14 protein-coding genes are annotated in these 15,411 nt (G+C 68.9%); 12 read left to right on the top strand and 2 right to left on the bottom strand.

What is annotated here, in order from left to right:
* The first annotated feature begins 46 nt into the window (after window positions 1–46).
* From AB0A69_RS27975 to AB0A69_RS27925, 11 genes are all read left to right on the top strand, one after another.
* Window positions 47–424: a TadE family protein gene (locus AB0A69_RS27975; RefSeq protein WP_361427799.1), complete on the top strand. Its 378-nt coding sequence runs from the start codon at window positions 47–49 to the stop codon at window positions 422–424.
* Window positions 425–426: 2 nt separating this feature from the next.
* Entirely contained in the window at window positions 427–783 is a 357-nt protein-coding gene (locus AB0A69_RS27970; protein WP_361427796.1) for a TadE family protein, read from the top strand.
* A gap of 25 nt (window positions 784–808) precedes the next feature.
* The gene (locus AB0A69_RS27965; protein ID WP_361427793.1) at window positions 809–2,149 is read left to right on the top strand and encodes a CpaF family protein; all 1,341 of its coding nucleotides are present in this window, start codon (window positions 809–811) and stop codon (window positions 2,147–2,149) included.
* Between the two features lie 57 nt (window positions 2,150–2,206).
* On the top strand, window positions 2,207–3,145 hold the full coding sequence (locus tag AB0A69_RS27960) for a type II secretion system F family protein (RefSeq protein ID WP_361427790.1): 939 nt from the start codon (window positions 2,207–2,209) through the stop codon (window positions 3,143–3,145).
* An 11-nt stretch (window positions 3,146–3,156) separates the two neighbouring features.
* The gene (locus tag AB0A69_RS27955) at window positions 3,157–4,047 is read left to right on the top strand and encodes a DUF5936 domain-containing protein (protein ID WP_361427787.1); all 891 of its coding nucleotides are present in this window, start codon (window positions 3,157–3,159) and stop codon (window positions 4,045–4,047) included.
* The gene (locus AB0A69_RS27950) at window positions 4,047–5,339 is read left to right on the top strand and encodes a histidine kinase (RefSeq protein WP_361427784.1); all 1,293 of its coding nucleotides are present in this window, start codon (window positions 4,047–4,049) and stop codon (window positions 5,337–5,339) included. Before AB0A69_RS27955 ends, AB0A69_RS27950 begins: the two co-directional genes overlap by 1 nt.
* A gap of 18 nt (window positions 5,340–5,357) precedes the next feature.
* The gene (locus tag AB0A69_RS27945; protein WP_361427781.1) at window positions 5,358–6,233 is read left to right on the top strand and encodes a response regulator transcription factor; all 876 of its coding nucleotides are present in this window, start codon (window positions 5,358–5,360) and stop codon (window positions 6,231–6,233) included.
* 165 nt (window positions 6,234–6,398) lie between these two features.
* Window positions 6,399–6,635, top strand: a complete 237-nt coding sequence (locus tag AB0A69_RS27940) for a hypothetical protein (RefSeq protein WP_361427778.1) — start codon at window positions 6,399–6,401, stop codon at window positions 6,633–6,635.
* Window positions 6,632–7,276 (top strand): pilus assembly protein TadG-related protein, encoded by a 645-nt coding sequence (locus AB0A69_RS27935; RefSeq protein ID WP_361427775.1) that lies wholly within the window; start codon window positions 6,632–6,634, stop codon window positions 7,274–7,276. The genes AB0A69_RS27940 and AB0A69_RS27935 overlap by 4 nt, the downstream gene beginning before the upstream one ends.
* A 32-nt stretch (window positions 7,277–7,308) precedes the next feature.
* Window positions 7,309–7,905, top strand: coding sequence for a hypothetical protein (locus AB0A69_RS27930; RefSeq protein ID WP_361427772.1), 597 nt, complete (start codon window positions 7,309–7,311; stop codon window positions 7,903–7,905).
* Complete coding sequence (locus tag AB0A69_RS27925; RefSeq protein WP_361427769.1) at window positions 7,905–8,543, top strand: OmpA family protein; 639 nt, start codon at window positions 7,905–7,907, stop codon at window positions 8,541–8,543. Before AB0A69_RS27930 ends, AB0A69_RS27925 begins: the two co-directional genes overlap by 1 nt.
* Window positions 8,544–8,777: 234 nt before the next feature.
* Here the strand turns inward: AB0A69_RS27925 and AB0A69_RS27920 are convergent, their stop codons facing one another.
* Complete coding sequence (locus AB0A69_RS27920) at window positions 8,778–10,901, bottom strand: FG-GAP-like repeat-containing protein (RefSeq protein ID WP_361427766.1); 2,124 nt, start codon at window positions 10,899–10,901, stop codon at window positions 8,778–8,780.
* 88 nt (window positions 10,902–10,989) lie between these two features.
* On the bottom strand, window positions 10,990–11,502 hold the full coding sequence (locus AB0A69_RS27915) for a hypothetical protein (RefSeq protein WP_361427763.1): 513 nt from the start codon (window positions 11,500–11,502) through the stop codon (window positions 10,990–10,992).
* 369 nt (window positions 11,503–11,871) lie between these two features.
* Between AB0A69_RS27915 and AB0A69_RS27910 the strand changes: the two genes are divergently transcribed.
* The gene (locus AB0A69_RS27910) at window positions 11,872–15,387 is read left to right on the top strand and encodes an ALF repeat-containing protein (protein ID WP_361427760.1); all 3,516 of its coding nucleotides are present in this window, start codon (window positions 11,872–11,874) and stop codon (window positions 15,385–15,387) included.
* Window positions 15,388–15,411 lie beyond the last annotated feature (24 nt).

Here is a 15,411-nt window from a genome sequence, read left to right as displayed (position 1 = left end):
CGGGCGACGGCGACGCCGTCGGCGGACCGAGGGGGCACGTTGAGTCATGGCACTCCCACTTGCACGGACACGCCTCGATGACCGGGGACAGACGGTCGTCGAGTTCACCGGCACGCTGCCGCTGATCCTCATCACCCTGGCGCTGCTCTGGCAGGCGGCGCTCGTCGGCTACACCTTCTCGCTGGCCGGGAACGCCGCGGACAAGGGCGTGCGGGCGGGCACGGTCGGCGGGCAGGACGCCTGCCGGGCCGCGGCGGCCGAGGACATGCCGGGAGCGTGGGACGCGGACTACGCCTGCCGCGAGGAGGGCGACACCTACCGGGCGGAAGCCCGCGTCCAGGTCCCGCTCCTCTTCCCCGGCGGCTTCAACCTGCCGATCACCATCCCCGGCGAAGCCGCCGTACCGGTCGAGAGCAGGTGGTGACCGTGCGCGCGTCGCGTACCTCCGGCAGGGAGCGGGGCCAGGCCGCCATCGAGTACGTCGGCATGCTCGGGCTGCTGCTGTTCGTCGCCATGGCCGTCGTCCAGCTCGGCCTCGCGGTGTACGCGGCCCAGCAGGCGGGCACGGCGTCGCGGGCGGCGGCCCGGGCGGTCTCCCTCGACCAGGGCAGCGCCCAGCAGGCGGGCAGGGCGGCGATGAGCGACTGGCTGGAGGCGTCCTTCGAGGAGGCCAGGACGGGTGACGGAGTCCAGGTCACCGCCAGGGTCGAGGTCCCCTCCGTGGTGCCCGGACTCTCCTTCGGCCCCATTCGCAAGAGCACCACCATGCCCATGGACCGTTGAGAGAGCTCAGGGAGTTGAGGACCACATGAGCCTGCGGGCGCGCATCACCAGCCCGGAGCCGGCGAAGGGCCACACCGAGACCGACCACCTCGTCGGGGTCTACCGCGCCAAGCTGCTCGAGGAGATCGACCTCGCCGAGATGTCGGCCCTCGCGGCCGCCGAGCGCCGTGCCCGCCTCGAGCGGGTGCTCGGCCACATCATCAGCCGCGAGGGCCCGGTCCTCTCCACCGTCGAGCGCTCGCAGCTCATCCGGCGCGTCGTCGACGAGGCCCTCGGGCTCGGCATCCTCGAACCGCTCCTGGAGGACGCCTCCATCAGCGAGATCATGGTCAACGGCCCGGACCAGGTCTTCGTGGAGCGCGGCGGCCGGCTCGAACAGCTCCCACTCCGCTTCTCCTCCACCGAGCAGCTGATGCAGACCATCGAGCGCATCGTCTCCACCGTCAACCGCCGCGTGGACGAGGCGAACCCGATGGTCGACGCCCGCCTCCCCAGCGGCGAGCGCGTCAACGTCATCATCCCGCCGCTCTCGCTCAGCGGCCCCATCCTCACCATCCGGCGCTTCCCCCGGGCGTACACGCTCCAGGAGATGATCGCCCTCGGCTCGCTGGACGAGCACATGATGATGCTGCTGGCGGGGCTGGTCAGGGCCCGGTTCAACGTGATCGTCTCCGGCGCCACCGGCACCGGCAAGACCACCCTCCTCAACGCCCTCTCCGGCCTCATCCCCGAGGGCGAGCGCATCGTCACGATCGAGGACTCCGCCGAGCTCCAGCTCCAGCAGTCCCACGTCATCACCCTGGAGTCCCGCCCCGCGAACGTCGAGGGCAAGGGCCACGTCTCCATCCGCGACCTCGTGCGCAACTCCCTGCGCATGCGCCCCGACCGCATCATCGTCGGCGAGGTCCGCGGCGGTGAGACGCTCGACATGCTCCAGGCGATGTCGACCGGCCACGACGGGTCGCTCGCCACCGTCCACGCCAACAGCGCCGAGGACGCGCTGATGCGCCTCCAGACGCTCGGCTCGATGTCCGAGGTCGAGATCCCGTTCGTCGCGATCAAGGACCAGATCAACAGCGCCGTCGACGTCATCGTCCAGCTCACCCGCAACGCCGACGGCGCCCGCAAGATCACCGAGATCGCCGTCGTCGACTCGCACGGCCGCGAGGAGTACCGGATCGTGACCGTCTGCCGGTTCCACGCCCAGCCGATGACCGCCGACGGCCGGATCCACGGCCACTTCGCGTACTACCCGCTGCCGCGCGGCACCGCCGAGCGGCTGTACATGAAGGGCGAGGCGATCCCGGCGGCCTTCGGCGTCGCCGAGTCCGAGGAGCAGCTGGCCCTGCGCAGGGCGGCCGCCTGACCCGTACGCAGCCCTCACCCCTCTGAGCCCCGAAGGCACCGGACATGGACACGCGACATGACTGACCTCACCCTCCTGACGATCGGCGTCACCCTGCTGGCCTGCCTCACCGCCGTCATCGGCGTACACGTCTACACCTCGGGCAAGGCCCACGAGCAGGCCCTCCTGGAGCGCATGTCCCAGACCGGGCAGCTCGCGCTCCCGGGCCGCCGCCGTCGCTTCGCGGGCGTGGACCGCCGGCTGCGCCGCACCACCCTCGGCAAGCGCATCGAGCGCAAGATCACCACCACGGGCCTGGACCTGACCGTCGGCGAGTACGTCGTCTACGTCATCGCCGCGCTGCTCGCGCTGTACTTCATCGTCGGCTCGGTCTTCGCCCCGTTCTTCGGCCTCATCGCGGCCGTCATCGGCCTGTGGGGCGCCAACGCCTTCCTCAACTGGCAGGTGCTCAAGCGCACCGAGGGCTTCATCAACCAGCTCCCCGAGCTCACCCGCGTCCTCGCCAACGCCACCCAGGCCGGCCTGGCGCTCCGTACCGCCATCGCCATGGCCGCCGAGGAACTCGACGACCCGGCGGGCGAGGAGCTCAAGCGGGTCGCCGACCAGCTGGCGGTCGGCCGCTCCCTCGACGACGCGCTGGGCGACCTCGTCGAACGGCTCCCCTCCCGCGAGCTGACCGTCCTCGTCACCACCCTCATCCTCTCCAACCGCGCCGGCGGCACCATCGTCTCCTCGCTCCGCAACCTCACCGAGACCCTGGAGGAGCGCAAGGAGACCCGGCGCGAGGTCTCCACCCTGCTCTCCCAGGTCAAGGTCACCGCCGTGATGGTCCCGGTCCTCGGCCTCGGCTTCCTGATGCTCATCAACTCCATGCGGGCGGGCGCCCTGGACGACATGACCGGCGCCTTCGCGGGCAAGGTCGCCGTGATCATCTCCGCCGGCCTGTACGCGCTCGGCTTCTTCCTCATCAACCGCCTCACCCGCGTACGCATCTAGGGGGATGGGACATGGAACTGCTCCTCGCCGCCGTCGCGGGACTCGCCGTCTACGGCGCCTTCCACGGCGTCCGCATGTACCGCGCCGACGCCAAACTCCCCGGCGACCTCGCCATCGCCCTGGAGGTCGGCGCCACCCGCACCACCGCCGCGGGCTCCGCCATCGACCGCGTCGGCATGCGGTACGCCCCGCGCGTGCTGCGCATGATGGGCCCCAAGCGCGTCGACAAGGTGCGCCGCAAGCTCGACATGGCCGGCAACCCCAGCGGTATGACCGTCGACCGGTACGCCGCCCGCCGCGCCGTCTACACCGGCCTCGGCACCATCTCCGCGCTCGCCATGCTGATGAACGGCCAGCTCGTCCTCGCCGTCCTGCTCTTCGTCTACGGCTGGTTCTGGACCGACGTCGTCATCCGGTCCGCCATCGGCCGCCGCAAGGACGACATCGAACGCACCCTCCCCGACTTCCTCGACGTCCTCGCCGTCGTCGTCTCCGCCGGCCTCGGCTTCCGGCAAGCCCTGGAACGCGTCGCCGAGAAGTACGAAGGTCCCTGGGCCGACGAGCTGCGCATCACCCTGCGCCAGATGGACATGGGCGTCAGCCGCCGCGACGCCTTCGAACAGCTGCGGCGCCGCAACCAGTCCGAGCAGGTGTCCATGTTCGTCTCCGCCCTCCAGCAGGGCGAGGAGCTCGGCGCCCCCATCGTCGACACGCTCATCCAGATCGCCGACGACATGCGCCGTACGGACGCCCAGAACGCCCGCCGCAAGGCCGCCAAGGCCGTCCCCAAGGCGACGCTCATCGTCACCAGCTTCATGCTCCCCGGCACGATGATCCTCATCGCGGTCGGCTTCTACTACGCGTCCGGCGTCAACTTCGACGACATGTTCGGCGGCAGCTGATGGACGCCACCGCCACCGCCACCACCCCCGGCGGCCCCTCGGTCGCCCTCCAGGTCAACGCGCTACAGGCGATGTGCCGCCAGGTCTTCGGCTTCCGCATGGCGATGATCGCGCTCGCCGTCCCCTTCTCCCTGGGCGGCATCCGGGCGGGCGTGGGCATGTGGCTGGTCGTCGCCGCCGTCACCGCCACCTTCATGGCCTCGTACGCGCTGCTCCGCGACTGGGAGCGCTTCGGCCCCGTCCTGCTGCGCCACCCCTCGCTCCTCGCCGTCGACATGCTCTTCGGCGCGCTGCTGCTGGTGACGGCGTCGCCCGAGTCGACCCTCGCGTACGTCACGATCTGTACGCCGCTGCTGGCGGGCCTGGTCTACGGCTGGCGGGGCGCCGCCTTCTTCGCGGGGTGCCAGTCGCTCGTCCTGGCCGGCGCGTACGGCGTCAGCGACCGTGTCGCGCTCAGCGCGGGAGCCCTGCTGCTGCCCGGCCTGTGCCTCATCACCGGCGCGGTCGGCAGTACGCTGCGGGGCCTGGTCCTCGGCTTCGGGGCCGCCAGCCAGGCGCTGACCGAGGCGCGGGCGCGGCTCGCGGTCCACGAGGCCATCGAGCAGGAACGGGCCCGCCTCGCCCGCGAGATGCACGACTCCGTCGCCAAGACCCTGCACGGCATCGCCCTCCAGGCCGACGGGCTGGTCGCCTCCGCCGACCGGATGGACCCGCCCACCCTCAAGCGCCAGGCGGAGATGGTGGCCCGCTCGGCCCGCCGCGCCGCCGCCGAGTCCCGCGAACTCCTCTCGGACCTGCGCCGCGAGTCCGGCCTCGACGGCGGCGTCGACGTCCTCGCCGAACTCGCCGCCCGCACCGCCGACTTCGCCCGCCGCCACGCGGTACGCGCCGACTTCCGGCGCCTCGGCACCGCGACCCCGCCGCCGGTCCCGCAGATCGTCGCCCGGCAGCTGCTCACCATCGCCTCCGAGGCCATGGAGAACGCCCACCGCCACGCCCACCCCACGCACGTCGACGTCTCGGCGGGCGTGGTCGGCGAGGTCCTGCGCCTGAGCGTGTACGACGACGGCTGCGGCCTGCCGGCCGGCACGACCCTCGACGAACTCAAGCGGGCCGGTCACTTCGGCCTCGTCGGCATGGTCGAGCGCGCCGCGTCGATCGGCGCCCGCATCCGCATCGGCCGGGGCCGCGCGGCCCACGGCACCGAGGTGCGCCTCGACATCCCGGTGCGGGCCCTGACGCCGGGCCCGTCGCCGCTCCCGTACATCCCGAAACAGCCGATCACCACCTGAGAGAGGAGGCGCCGCCCCATGCCGACCGAAAGCACGGAGTTCCCGTCGCTCCCCGCCCCACCCTTACTGCGGGTGGTCGTGGCGGACGACAACCCGGTGGTCCGCGCGGGCCTGACGGTCCTGCTGTCCGGCCGCGACGACATCGAGGTCGTCGCGGAGGCGGGCGACGGCCGCGAGGCCTACGCCGCGGCGGTCGAGCACCGACCGGACGTCATCCTGCTGGACGTCCGCATGCCGGGCGTCGACGGCATCTCGGCACTGCCGCACCTGGTGCGGCTGGCACCGGTGCTGATGATGACCTACAGCCGCGAGAGCGCCATCGTCCACGAGGCGCTGCGCCTGGGTGCGGGCGGCTACCTGGTCCACGGCGAGTTCACGGCGGACCAACTGGTCGCGGCGGTCCGCGACGTCCGCCGGGGCCGCCCGCACTTCACCCCCACGGCCGCCGGCGCCCTCCTGGCCACGGTCCGCGACGGCACCCCCGCCGCCGCCCCGCCGGGCCCGCTGCCGGACGGCCTGGGTGCGGCGTTCACGTCGACGCCGTCGCGCCGTCAACCATCTGCAACCGCACATGCAATTTCGGCGCCAGACACCCAGGTGGGCGCTGTGCACCGGGACTTGCCCGCATCGGGATCTGCTCAAAACCCTTCGCTTCCGCAAGCGAATGTGGCACATTCGTCTCCGGGTGTCCTTACGGAGCTGAGCCAGAGGGAGGTGGAGGTGATGGACCTGATCGCTGCGGGCATGACGAACCAGCAGATCGCCGCCACGTGCTTCATCAGCCCGAAGACCGTCAAGAACCACATCAACCGCATCTTCGCCAAACTCAACGCCACGAGCCGCGGCGAGGCCATCGCCCTCTGGCACACCCTCCGCCGAGGAGGCCCGGCATGACCCCCCGGACCCAATCCCCGGAATGGGCCCGCGGTTGGGCCCGGAGGCCCATGCCCCCGGCCCCCGCCCGGCCGTACGTTCTCGGTGTCGCCAGCGAGACCGGCCAGGAGGAACCCGGTCCCGCACACGGCACCAGGACTCACGCCGGACCGGGAGGGGCACACCATGATGAAGGACGCCACGCTGAAGGCCGTCACCACGACGCAGGTCTACATCGGGCACTGGGCGAACACCCGCGTCGAGAAGATGAAGGCGCGCAGGGACCGGGGGCAGGGCGCGATCGAGTACGTGGGGATCACGATTCTGGTGGTGGCGATCGTGGTGGCGGTGATGAACACGAACATGGGCGAGCAGATCGCCAACACCTTCACGGAGAAGATCAACGAGGTGCTCGGCGGGTGACTTGGGTCTCCGCTCGTAGCGAGTCAGGGCAGGCCGCACCGCTGTACATCACAGCGGTTGCCGGCCTGCTCTTTCTTGCGTTGGTCTTCTTCGCGTTCGGTCAGGCGGATGTCACGCGCAACGGCACCCAGTCGGCAGCGGAAGCCGCCGCGTTGGCAGCGGCCAAGGAGTCTCGGGACCGGTTCGCGGACGACTTCCTCATGAGCATCCTGGACCCCGATTACCTTGAGGCCGTCTTCAATGGTGACGTGATCGGCACGGCGAACGGCTGTCAAGCCGCCGGCCGTTACGCGGTTCAGAACAAGGCCGAGATGCAGGAATGTCACTGGGTATCTGGGGGCCGGTGGGGCTTCACGGTGAAGGTCCAGTCGCAGGACTCCATGGGCACCAGCATCGTCGAGGGTACGGACAACAAGCACGCAGTCACCCAGGCGACCGCCCTGGTGGAACCGCGTTGTGCCTTCGAACGCAACGACCAGGGTGACAAACCGGATGATGGGGACGTCGGCGAAGGCGCGGCGCAGCCGGTATCCCCAGGCGAGCTCGTCTGTGACGGCGGGACGTGGGATATCGACCCGGAAAACCTCAAGCTGCTTCCCGATATTGCCGACCTCTTCACCGTCAGGCTGGCCAAGGACTGACCGCATATGACGAGCGCAAAGGAAAAGGGAGTATGAACGTTCGGTACGTGGGAGCGGTACGCCGGGTTGGGATTGCTGCCCTTCTGGCAACCTGCCTCGTCTTTTCCGTCACAGCCTGTGGTGATGGCGAGGGGGCCAAGGCCAAGGAAGACTCCAGCAAGGAGTCTTCCGCTCCAGCGGCGAGCACTGGCGCCCCAGCCAGCGATGGCAAGACGCTGCCCGATACGAGCAAGGTGCTAGCCACGCTCAAGGGTGAGCGGGACATCGAAATGATCATCCATGAAGCCAGGCGTGACGATGGTGGCTTCGTCACCGTGAGCGGCCAGCTGAAGAACACCGGCAGCTCCCTGTACACCACCCCGGTGCAGTGGAGCGGCCAGGAAACAGAGGTTGCGCGCACAGGTCGCTCGATGGCAGCAATGACGCTCGTGGACTCGAAGGAGAAGAAGCGCCACTACGTGCTACGGGACACCGACAACCGTCCGTTGACAACCAGCGGGTACAAGCCGAGCATCGCGGCGGGTGAAAGCCTGGCGTTCTTCGCCCAGTTCCCCGCACCCCCGCAGGCCACAACGTCCGTCGACCTCCAGTTCCCCGGCTTCCCCAACGCCCCGATCGAGATCTCCTGATGAGCGGCACCACCACCCACCAGAGAACGGCCGCCCGCCTCGCGGTGACCGCCCTCTCCGGGGCGCTCGCCTTCGGGGTGGGGCTCGCCCCCGAGGCGCTGGCCGAGGACAGCCCGTACCCGTCCGCGTCCGCCGCGCCGCCGGTGCAGGTGGACGCGAACGACGCCGACCTCAAGCTGCCCGACGGGGCGACCCTCGCGCCGCCCAAGGTGCTCGACATCAAGTCGGTCGTCGAGGACCTCGCGGGTGAGGAGCGCCGCGAGGACACGAACGCCGACATCAAGTTCGCGCTCCAGGCGGAGGTGCTGTTCGGCAAGGACAGCGCCGCCCTGTCCAGCAGCGCGAACGCCCGTATCTCCGCGATCGCCGCCGAGATCAAGAAGCAGGACGCCAAGCGGGTCCGCGTCTTCGGCTTCACCGACAACCTCGGCTCCTCCGCGCACGGCGACGTGCTGTCCAAGCAGCGCGCCGAGGCCGTGCACAACGTCCTGTCGAAGGAACTGGCCGCCGACGGCATCACCTTCGAGATCCGGGGCTACGGCGAGCAATACCCGATCGCCGACAACAGCACGGAAGAGGGCCGCAAGAAGAACCGCCGCGTGGAGGTCTCCTTCCAGCGCGGCGTGGGGGGCAGCTAGGCGCGGTGTCGGGCCGCGTCTACAGACGCGGCCCGGCCTCCTAGGTTCAGACACCCTCGACATGTGGACCCTGTTGCCACAGAGCTTCGTCGTGCCTCGATGTCCAGGTACGGCTCACGCGTGATCCCAGGCAAACTCAAAACCCTCGGCCAGCTGGCGCCTTGCCTGGCCGCCTTGATGAGGGGCCGGCGATTGCGAAGCGACCGCCGGCCCCTGGAGTGGTGATTGTGGTGATCAGCCGTTGTGGCGGTTGATGAAGTGGGTGCTCGGGTAGGACCAGGCGCCGGCGGCGGTGGTGGACCAGCTGGTCCTGACCGTGGCGAAGTTTACGTCGGCCTTGGTGAGCCAGGTGAACATCTTCACGGTGCTGTTGCTGTAGCCGTACATCGCGCCGAGGTCGTCGCGGCCGTCGCCGTTGTAGTCCCCGACGACCATCTTCATTGAGGTGTAGGTCAGGTCGCCGGCGGCGGCGGTGAGGGCTGCGCGCGGAGGGATGAAGGTGCCGTTGGCGTTGCTCTTGAGGATGTAGGCGATGTCGCGGCCGTCGGAGTAGTCGAACCAGAACAGCAGGTCGTCGCGGCCGTCGCCGTCGAAGTCGCCGGAGTGCAGGTTGGTCGCCGACCAGTCGCCCCAGGTGTCGTGGCGGAATCCCTGGAAGGGTGCGGCGTAGCCGCCGGTGGGCTGGGCGAGGAACGTCCACACCTTGATGGCGCCGCCGCTGTAGTCGTAGAGGACCGCGAGGTCGTCGCGGCCGTCTCCGTTGTAGTCGCCGGTTACGGTCCTGCCCATGGAGCGGGTCCACGTGGTGGAGGTCCAGCTCTTGACCGGGGTGGTGAATCCGCCTCGGGAGTTGGCGACGAAGGTGAACAGGCCGTCGCTGCTGTCCTCGAATTCGTACCAGGCGATCAGGTCGTCGCGACCGTCGCCGTTGGAGTCACCGGCGTGCAGTTGGACACGGTTCCAGTCCCAGGAGCTGGCGGGTGCGATCCAGGTGGCGAAGGGGGTCTCGAAGGCGCCGTTGGCCTTGCCGAGGAATGTCCAGATCTTCGTCTCGGCGGCGTACTTGTACATCACCGCCACGTCACTGCGGCCGTCACCGTTGAAGTCACCGGAGACCTTCTTCATGGAGTTCAGGTCCCAGTAGTCCTGCGGCGTCCGCGCGAATGAGGAGTGTGGCGCGGCGAAGGACCCGTCGGCGTTTCCATTGAAGATGTGCATGGCGTCGGTGCCGTCGGAGTAGGTGTACCAGTCGACCATGTCGGCGATGTTGTCGCCATCGAAGTCGTTGCGGACGACCGTGCCGCTCGACCAAACGGACTGGCCGGAGGCGTTGTAGATGACGAAGCTGCCGCGGTCCTGGAGAGCGGCGTAACCGCCTGCTGCCGTGGTCTTCGACTCCCAGAGCTTGGTGGTGCCGTCGGCCTTGTATACGGACAGGTTGCCGTTGGCGTCAAACAGCGCGGTGGCGCCCGGATTGGTGCCAGTGCCGGTCGCCCACAGAGCCTTGCCGTCGACGCCCGTGATGACGAGGTCGCCGTCCGCCGTCATCGCCATGCGCGTCTTCGCGGAGGCGAGATAGTCGCCCGGCCGCAGCCGCTGGCCCGCCTTCAGGCGTGAGCCGATGGTGATGTTGTCGATGCGGGCTCCGATGGCGCCGTTGCGGGTCTCGGTCTCACCGAGGCAGCCACCCTGCCAAGACCGGCTGCCGAGGCCGACGAGCTCCAATTTGCCGGCATTGTCACGCAGCAGCGGGGCGCCGGTGTCACCCTTGCAGATGGCGTCAGCGGCGGTTTTGCCGACGATGTCCAGGCCGGTCTCGGTGACCGCGTTGACGGTGAATGCGGACGTGTGGAGCTTGGTGGGTGCCCACTCCGTCTTCGTCCGGCCGTAACCGGCCACGGTGAGGGTGTCCCCGGCGGTGGTCGCGGTGGTCGCCATGGCGACCGGCGTGATGCCGGTGGCGGGCTGCGCGAGACGGGCCATGACCAAGTCACGTCCCTCGCGGGGCACGAGGTCGACGATCTCGCTGACATGACCGCCGGTGGTGGCGGACAGATCAGACCGGCCGATGGTGGCGATGGTCTTCTGGGCCGGCTTACCGGGGGCGAGCCCGGCACCACCAGTGGTGAAACACGAGGCGGCGGTAAGCACCCACTGGGGCTCGACCAGAGCACCAGTGCAGGCGCGATTGGTCGCTTCGTCGCTGCCTATCTCGATCTTTGCGGTGAACGCGTAGGCGTTGTCGGTAACGGGCGTGCCGGTGAGGGCCTGCGCGCTGGTGCCGGCGAGCGCGCTGGACACGACGGCTCCGGCAAGCAAGCTGCTCGTCAGCGCCGCGAGACGGCGAATGTTGGACACGTGGGATTTCCCTTGGCTGTTCAGTGGTGCGCGAGGCCGGTGAGATGGACGACCGAACGCACAGGGCATCGGACGATCGGCGCCGAGGTCAACTGCTGACACGGAGTTCGACCAGGACGGACGGCTTGGCCCCCGAGGGGAGGTCCCCCTCGCCTACGGGCTTGTAGTCGTTCGCCGGCACGTCGACGACCGTCTCCGCTCCCTCGGCCGTGAGCGTGGCCTCGACGGAGTGCGCTCCGGTCCAGATGCCGTATGCGTCTGGGAGCTCCAGTGTCAGGTAGCCCTGCTTGGCGTTCACGTCGAAGCAGAAGTGCTCCTTGTCCAGCCGGGACTCAACCTTGATATCCCACGGCTGGGAGCACGGAACCAATGTGATGTGACCATCACCGCGCTTCAGGGTGATGCCTCGCTCCTGGAGGAGCCTTTCGGCACCGGGGTAGTTGAAGTCCTCTACCGCTACCGGCATGTCGGTCGCGGCCTCTGTAGTGGCTGTGGGCAGCGGGGCTGCCTGGGCCGTGCTGAGGGCTGTTGCTCCGAAGCCCGCGGCTACGGCACCGAAGAGCCCGAGCAGGAGTGCCTTGCGGGCACGCGATATGGCCATGGTTCCTTCCCGATGAAGATCAAAGCGGGCTCCCCCGTCCGCCTGGCGGGAAGTAAAGCACATGTAATGTTTCTGTGAACGTCCCCAACTGTGTCCCGCCGCACGGCAGGTGGCGGGACAGGTGCTGATCGGACATCCCGCAGCTCAGCCTTGCAGTCGCAGGGAACCTCACCACGCTCCTACGCGAAGGGGTTCGTCCAACTTGCATGGACGTTGGATGCGATATGCCGGGCTTTTTCGACATGGAGGTATGGCCAGGTGAGACAACTGTCGAGCGCCGGTTGGGTGAGGCGTAAGCGAAGAGGCCGACTCCGGGCGTCGGCGCGTGTCTTGACAGTGCGTCGTGCGTGCGGCGCCCTGCTGTCTGCGGTGCTGCTCACGGGGTTGCTCGGCTCGGCTCCCGTCCAGGCGTCCGATTCCGGCACGGACCTGCCGACCGTTACACGGCGTGGCCTGGTGGTCCAGGCCTGGATAGCGGGCGGCCCCGGTGTCAAGGCCGCGGCTGAGGCGGCGCTGACAGGGTCTGACGCGGATGTGGAGAAGTTCCTCACCGTCGAGAAGGCACTGGCCCAGCACCACGACGACCGCATCGAAGTGGTGAACGTTCTCAGCGTTGGCGGCCCCTCGGTCCGCGCGGCCGCGAAGACGGCCTTGGCGGGAACCGACACAGACCTGCGCGCATTCCTGCGCATCGGCTGGCAAGCGCCGTTGGAGCAGGACCAGCGCGTGCAGGTCACTCAGATCGTCAGCTACGGCGATGTCGGGGTGAAGCGGAAGGGAACGGCCGCACTCGCCGGCACTGCCGAGGACGTCCGCACGTTTCTGCAAGAGGGCCAGTACGAGGCCCGTGAGGCAGATAACCGGGTCAAGGTCACCCAGATTCTCAGCATGGGCGGCCCGGCATCCAAGGAAGCCGCCAAGCTGGCGCTGCAGGGTACGCCGGCCGACATCGTCGAGTTTCTGGAAGTGGGCCAGTACGTGGCCCGCAACCGCGACCAGGAACGCGCCACCATCGCTCAGCTCGCAGAGCAGGCCCTCCAGGCCGGCGCACAGGCCGAGCAGTCGACCAAGGCCGCCGAGGAGGCTTCGGCCAGTGCGGTCGAGGCATCCAAGTTGGCCATGGAGGCCGCGAAGAAGGCAGCCGACGAGGCAGAGGCGGCTCGTAACGACGCCAGGGGCGCCTCAGCAGCAGCCGGCCGAGCTGCCGATGCCGCCAAGGGCGCCGCTCGGGCGGCCCAGACCGCGATCGCCGCCGCCAACGCGGCGAACTCGGCGGCCCGGCTGGCGGCGAGCGCCGCAGCCCAGGCCGCCAGTGCCGCTGCCGGAGCGGCCGACGCAGCCACTCGCGCGCGCGATGCGGCCGCAGCGGCCTCTGCGGACGCTGGCAAGGCGGAGGGCGCCAAGAAGGCGGCCCAGGATGCCCGTAATGCGGCGGCTGGGGCGAAGAAGGCCGCTGATGCCGCACTGAAGGCGGGCAATGCTTCGTTGAAGGCGGCCGAGGCCGCCCTCGCCGCCCGCAGCGCGGTCGGCCACGCCGATGACGCTGCCACAGCAGCCGAAGAGGCGGCAGGCTACGCGGATGCGGCCGGTGCTCAATCGGGCACTGCACGAGAGGCAGCGGCGCAGGCACGCCGCCATGCCGACGAGGCCGATCGGGCTGCTACGGCCGCGGAATCCCTCGCGCGCCAGTCCGCCGCAGCCGCGTACGAGGCGCGTACGAGGGCCAACTCCGCCGCAGTTCACGCCGAGAACGCGGCCGTCGCGGCCGATGCAGCCGCCGCACACGCGGGCCAGGCACAGGACTCCGCAGCCGAAGCAACCAAGCATGCCGCAGAGGCGCGGAAGGCAGCCGATACCGCGACCGCTGCCGTCACCACGGCGCAGTCCGTTTACGAACTGGCCCGGCAGACGGAGAAGCAGGACCTCGCCAGCCGTACCGCGGCAGCGATTGAACGCGCCAACGACAAGAAGAAGGCAGACGACCAGTTCGCCGCTGGCCTGGGACGGATCCTCAAAGAGCTCCAGGAACTCGACGCGGAGGGCGGTCGGCTGACAGCCGAGGCGGCCAAGCCGGACGTCGATGTGGCGGCCACGGCCGCGGCGGGGCGGAAGTACGCCCTCCAAGTGTTGAAGAAGCACGGATCTTGGAGCCAGGAGGCCGCCGAGCTCGCGCTCTCCGGCGACGACTCCGCCGTGCTCGAGTACTTGCGTACCGGCCGGGAGCAGGCCGAACGGGAGGACGCCCGCGAACGCGTCTCCAATATGTCCTTCGAATCCCCCCACGAGGCGGTCCGCACCGCAGCGACCGAGGCTGTGAAGGGTGACGACCAGGCGATCAGCCACTTCCTCGAAACAGGACAGTACGAAGCAGCCAGGACCGAGAACCGGGTGGCCGTCAGCCAGATTCACAGCGCCGGCGGGCGGGGCGTCAAGGAGGCAGCCGAGGCTGCCCTGAACGACGACTCGGCCAAGGCGCTTGCCCGCTTCCTGTACAGCGGTCAGTACGTCGCCCGCAACCAGGACGACTCGGTCCTGGCCACCCAGTTGTTCAGTGCTGGTTCGGGTGAGGTGAAGGCGGCGGCGGAGATCGCGAAGGCCGGCACACCCGAGCAGCTGCGGTACTTTGCGCAGGCGGGCCAGTACATGGCCAAGCGCAAGGACCAGCTCACCGCCACCCACCTCGCACAGGTCCAGCGTCTGATCGCGGAGGCCGGCCTGGTCGCCGCCAAGGCGCGGGAACGGGCCTGGGTCGCCACGAAGGCGGCGGCCGTCGCCAGCAACGCGTCTGCGGAGGCCGAAAAGGCGGCCGCTGAAGCCGCGAAGTCCGCCGAGCTGGCGGGTACGTACGCCGAGCAAGCCGATACCTCCGCCGACGCGGCAGCGGCATCCGCGGCCGAGGCGGCCAAGTCTGCGGCCACGGCCCGCAGCGCGGCGGAGGCGGCGGACCGTGACGCGGACGCCGCGGAGGCGTCTGCGGCCCGCGCCCAGTTCTCGGCCGACTACGCGCGCCAGTCGGCTGCCGAAGCGCAGGAAGCCTCGGAGGATGCCTTCAAGGCCGCACTCGACGCGGGGAAGAGTGCCGATGAGGCCAAGCAGGCGGCGTCTGACGCCTGGAAGACCACGGCGGAACTGCTGCGGGCCGAGATCGCGGCAGCCGCAAAGCAAGCAGAGGAAGAACGCAAGGCCCAGCAGGAGAAGGAAGACAAGCCGGATTGTGTCATCGCACCTAAGGCGCCGCCCGGCGCGCTCGCCGGGTGCCTGATAGCCGGTGGCGAATTCGATCCCGAATCTCAAAAAGAGATGCTCACCGGTCTCAACGAGACCTACACGGCAGCCTTGGGTCTCGAAGATATCCAGAAATGCATCGACGAGCCAACGGCCGAATCCTGCGCCATGCTTGCCCTTGCCGCCACGCCTGCCGGAAGGCTCAAGGTCGTCCAGAAGGCTATTGATGGGGTCGAGGGCGCCGCTAAGGGCTCAAAGGTCTTCCGGCCGATCGTCACCTGGGGGGGTGACTATGTAGAGATGCTCAAGAAGCATCGCAATGGAGGTGAGCGCGTTGACGACACCAAGGGAATTTTCGAAGGTAAATACGTCAAGGGTGAGAACAGGCTGAAGCTGCGGCTCCAGCAAGCTGTGGACAGGGCCACGCCGCAGCGCAACTGGGGGACAAACCCCGATGGGTCCAAGCGTGATGGTTGGGTCTACGACTGGGACTTCGGGGAGCCGAACAGGGTCGGAAGGCTCTCCCCGGATGAGATCAAAAAATACGGCCTGACCGGTGACCAGGTCTACACGACAAAGATGCGCGTAATTCTAAACGAGGACGGAAGTTTGCGGACCGCGCATCCGCTGCGTAAGATCGGTAGTGAAATTATCGACTAGGGAATTTCTCGGTCTCGAGGTGTG

It is taken from the genome of Streptomyces sp. NPDC045431, assembly GCF_040646655.1.
Taxonomy (GTDB): Bacteria; Actinomycetota; Actinomycetes; order Streptomycetales; family Streptomycetaceae; genus Streptomyces.
Note: the sequence above shows the minus strand (reverse complement) of the source record. Positions and strands in the feature narration are given on the sequence as shown.

Bases quoted from the DNA above. Each gene is read 5' to 3' on its own strand.
- AB0A69_RS27975 (WP_361427799.1), top strand. From the start codon at position 47: ATGGCACTCCCACTTGCACGGACACGCCTCGATGACCGGGGACAGACG.
- AB0A69_RS27965 (WP_361427793.1), top strand. From the start codon at position 809: ATGAGCCTGCGGGCGCGCATCACCAGCCCGGAGCCGGCGAAGGGCCAC.
- AB0A69_RS27960 (WP_361427790.1), top strand. From the start codon at position 2,207: ATGACTGACCTCACCCTCCTGACGATCGGCGTCACCCTGCTGGCCTGC.
- AB0A69_RS27955 (WP_361427787.1), top strand. From the start codon at position 3,157: ATGGAACTGCTCCTCGCCGCCGTCGCGGGACTCGCCGTCTACGGCGCC.
- AB0A69_RS27950 (WP_361427784.1), top strand. From the start codon at position 4,047: ATGGACGCCACCGCCACCGCCACCACCCCCGGCGGCCCCTCGGTCGCC.
- AB0A69_RS27945 (WP_361427781.1), top strand. From the start codon at position 5,358: ATGCCGACCGAAAGCACGGAGTTCCCGTCGCTCCCCGCCCCACCCTTA.
- AB0A69_RS27940 (WP_361427778.1), top strand. From the start codon at position 6,399: ATGATGAAGGACGCCACGCTGAAGGCCGTCACCACGACGCAGGTCTAC.
- AB0A69_RS27930 (WP_361427772.1), top strand. From the start codon at position 7,309: ATGAACGTTCGGTACGTGGGAGCGGTACGCCGGGTTGGGATTGCTGCC.
- AB0A69_RS27925 (WP_361427769.1), top strand. From the start codon at position 7,905: ATGAGCGGCACCACCACCCACCAGAGAACGGCCGCCCGCCTCGCGGTG.
- AB0A69_RS27915 (WP_361427763.1), bottom strand. From the start codon at position 11,502: ATGGCCATATCGCGTGCCCGCAAGGCACTCCTGCTCGGGCTCTTCGGT.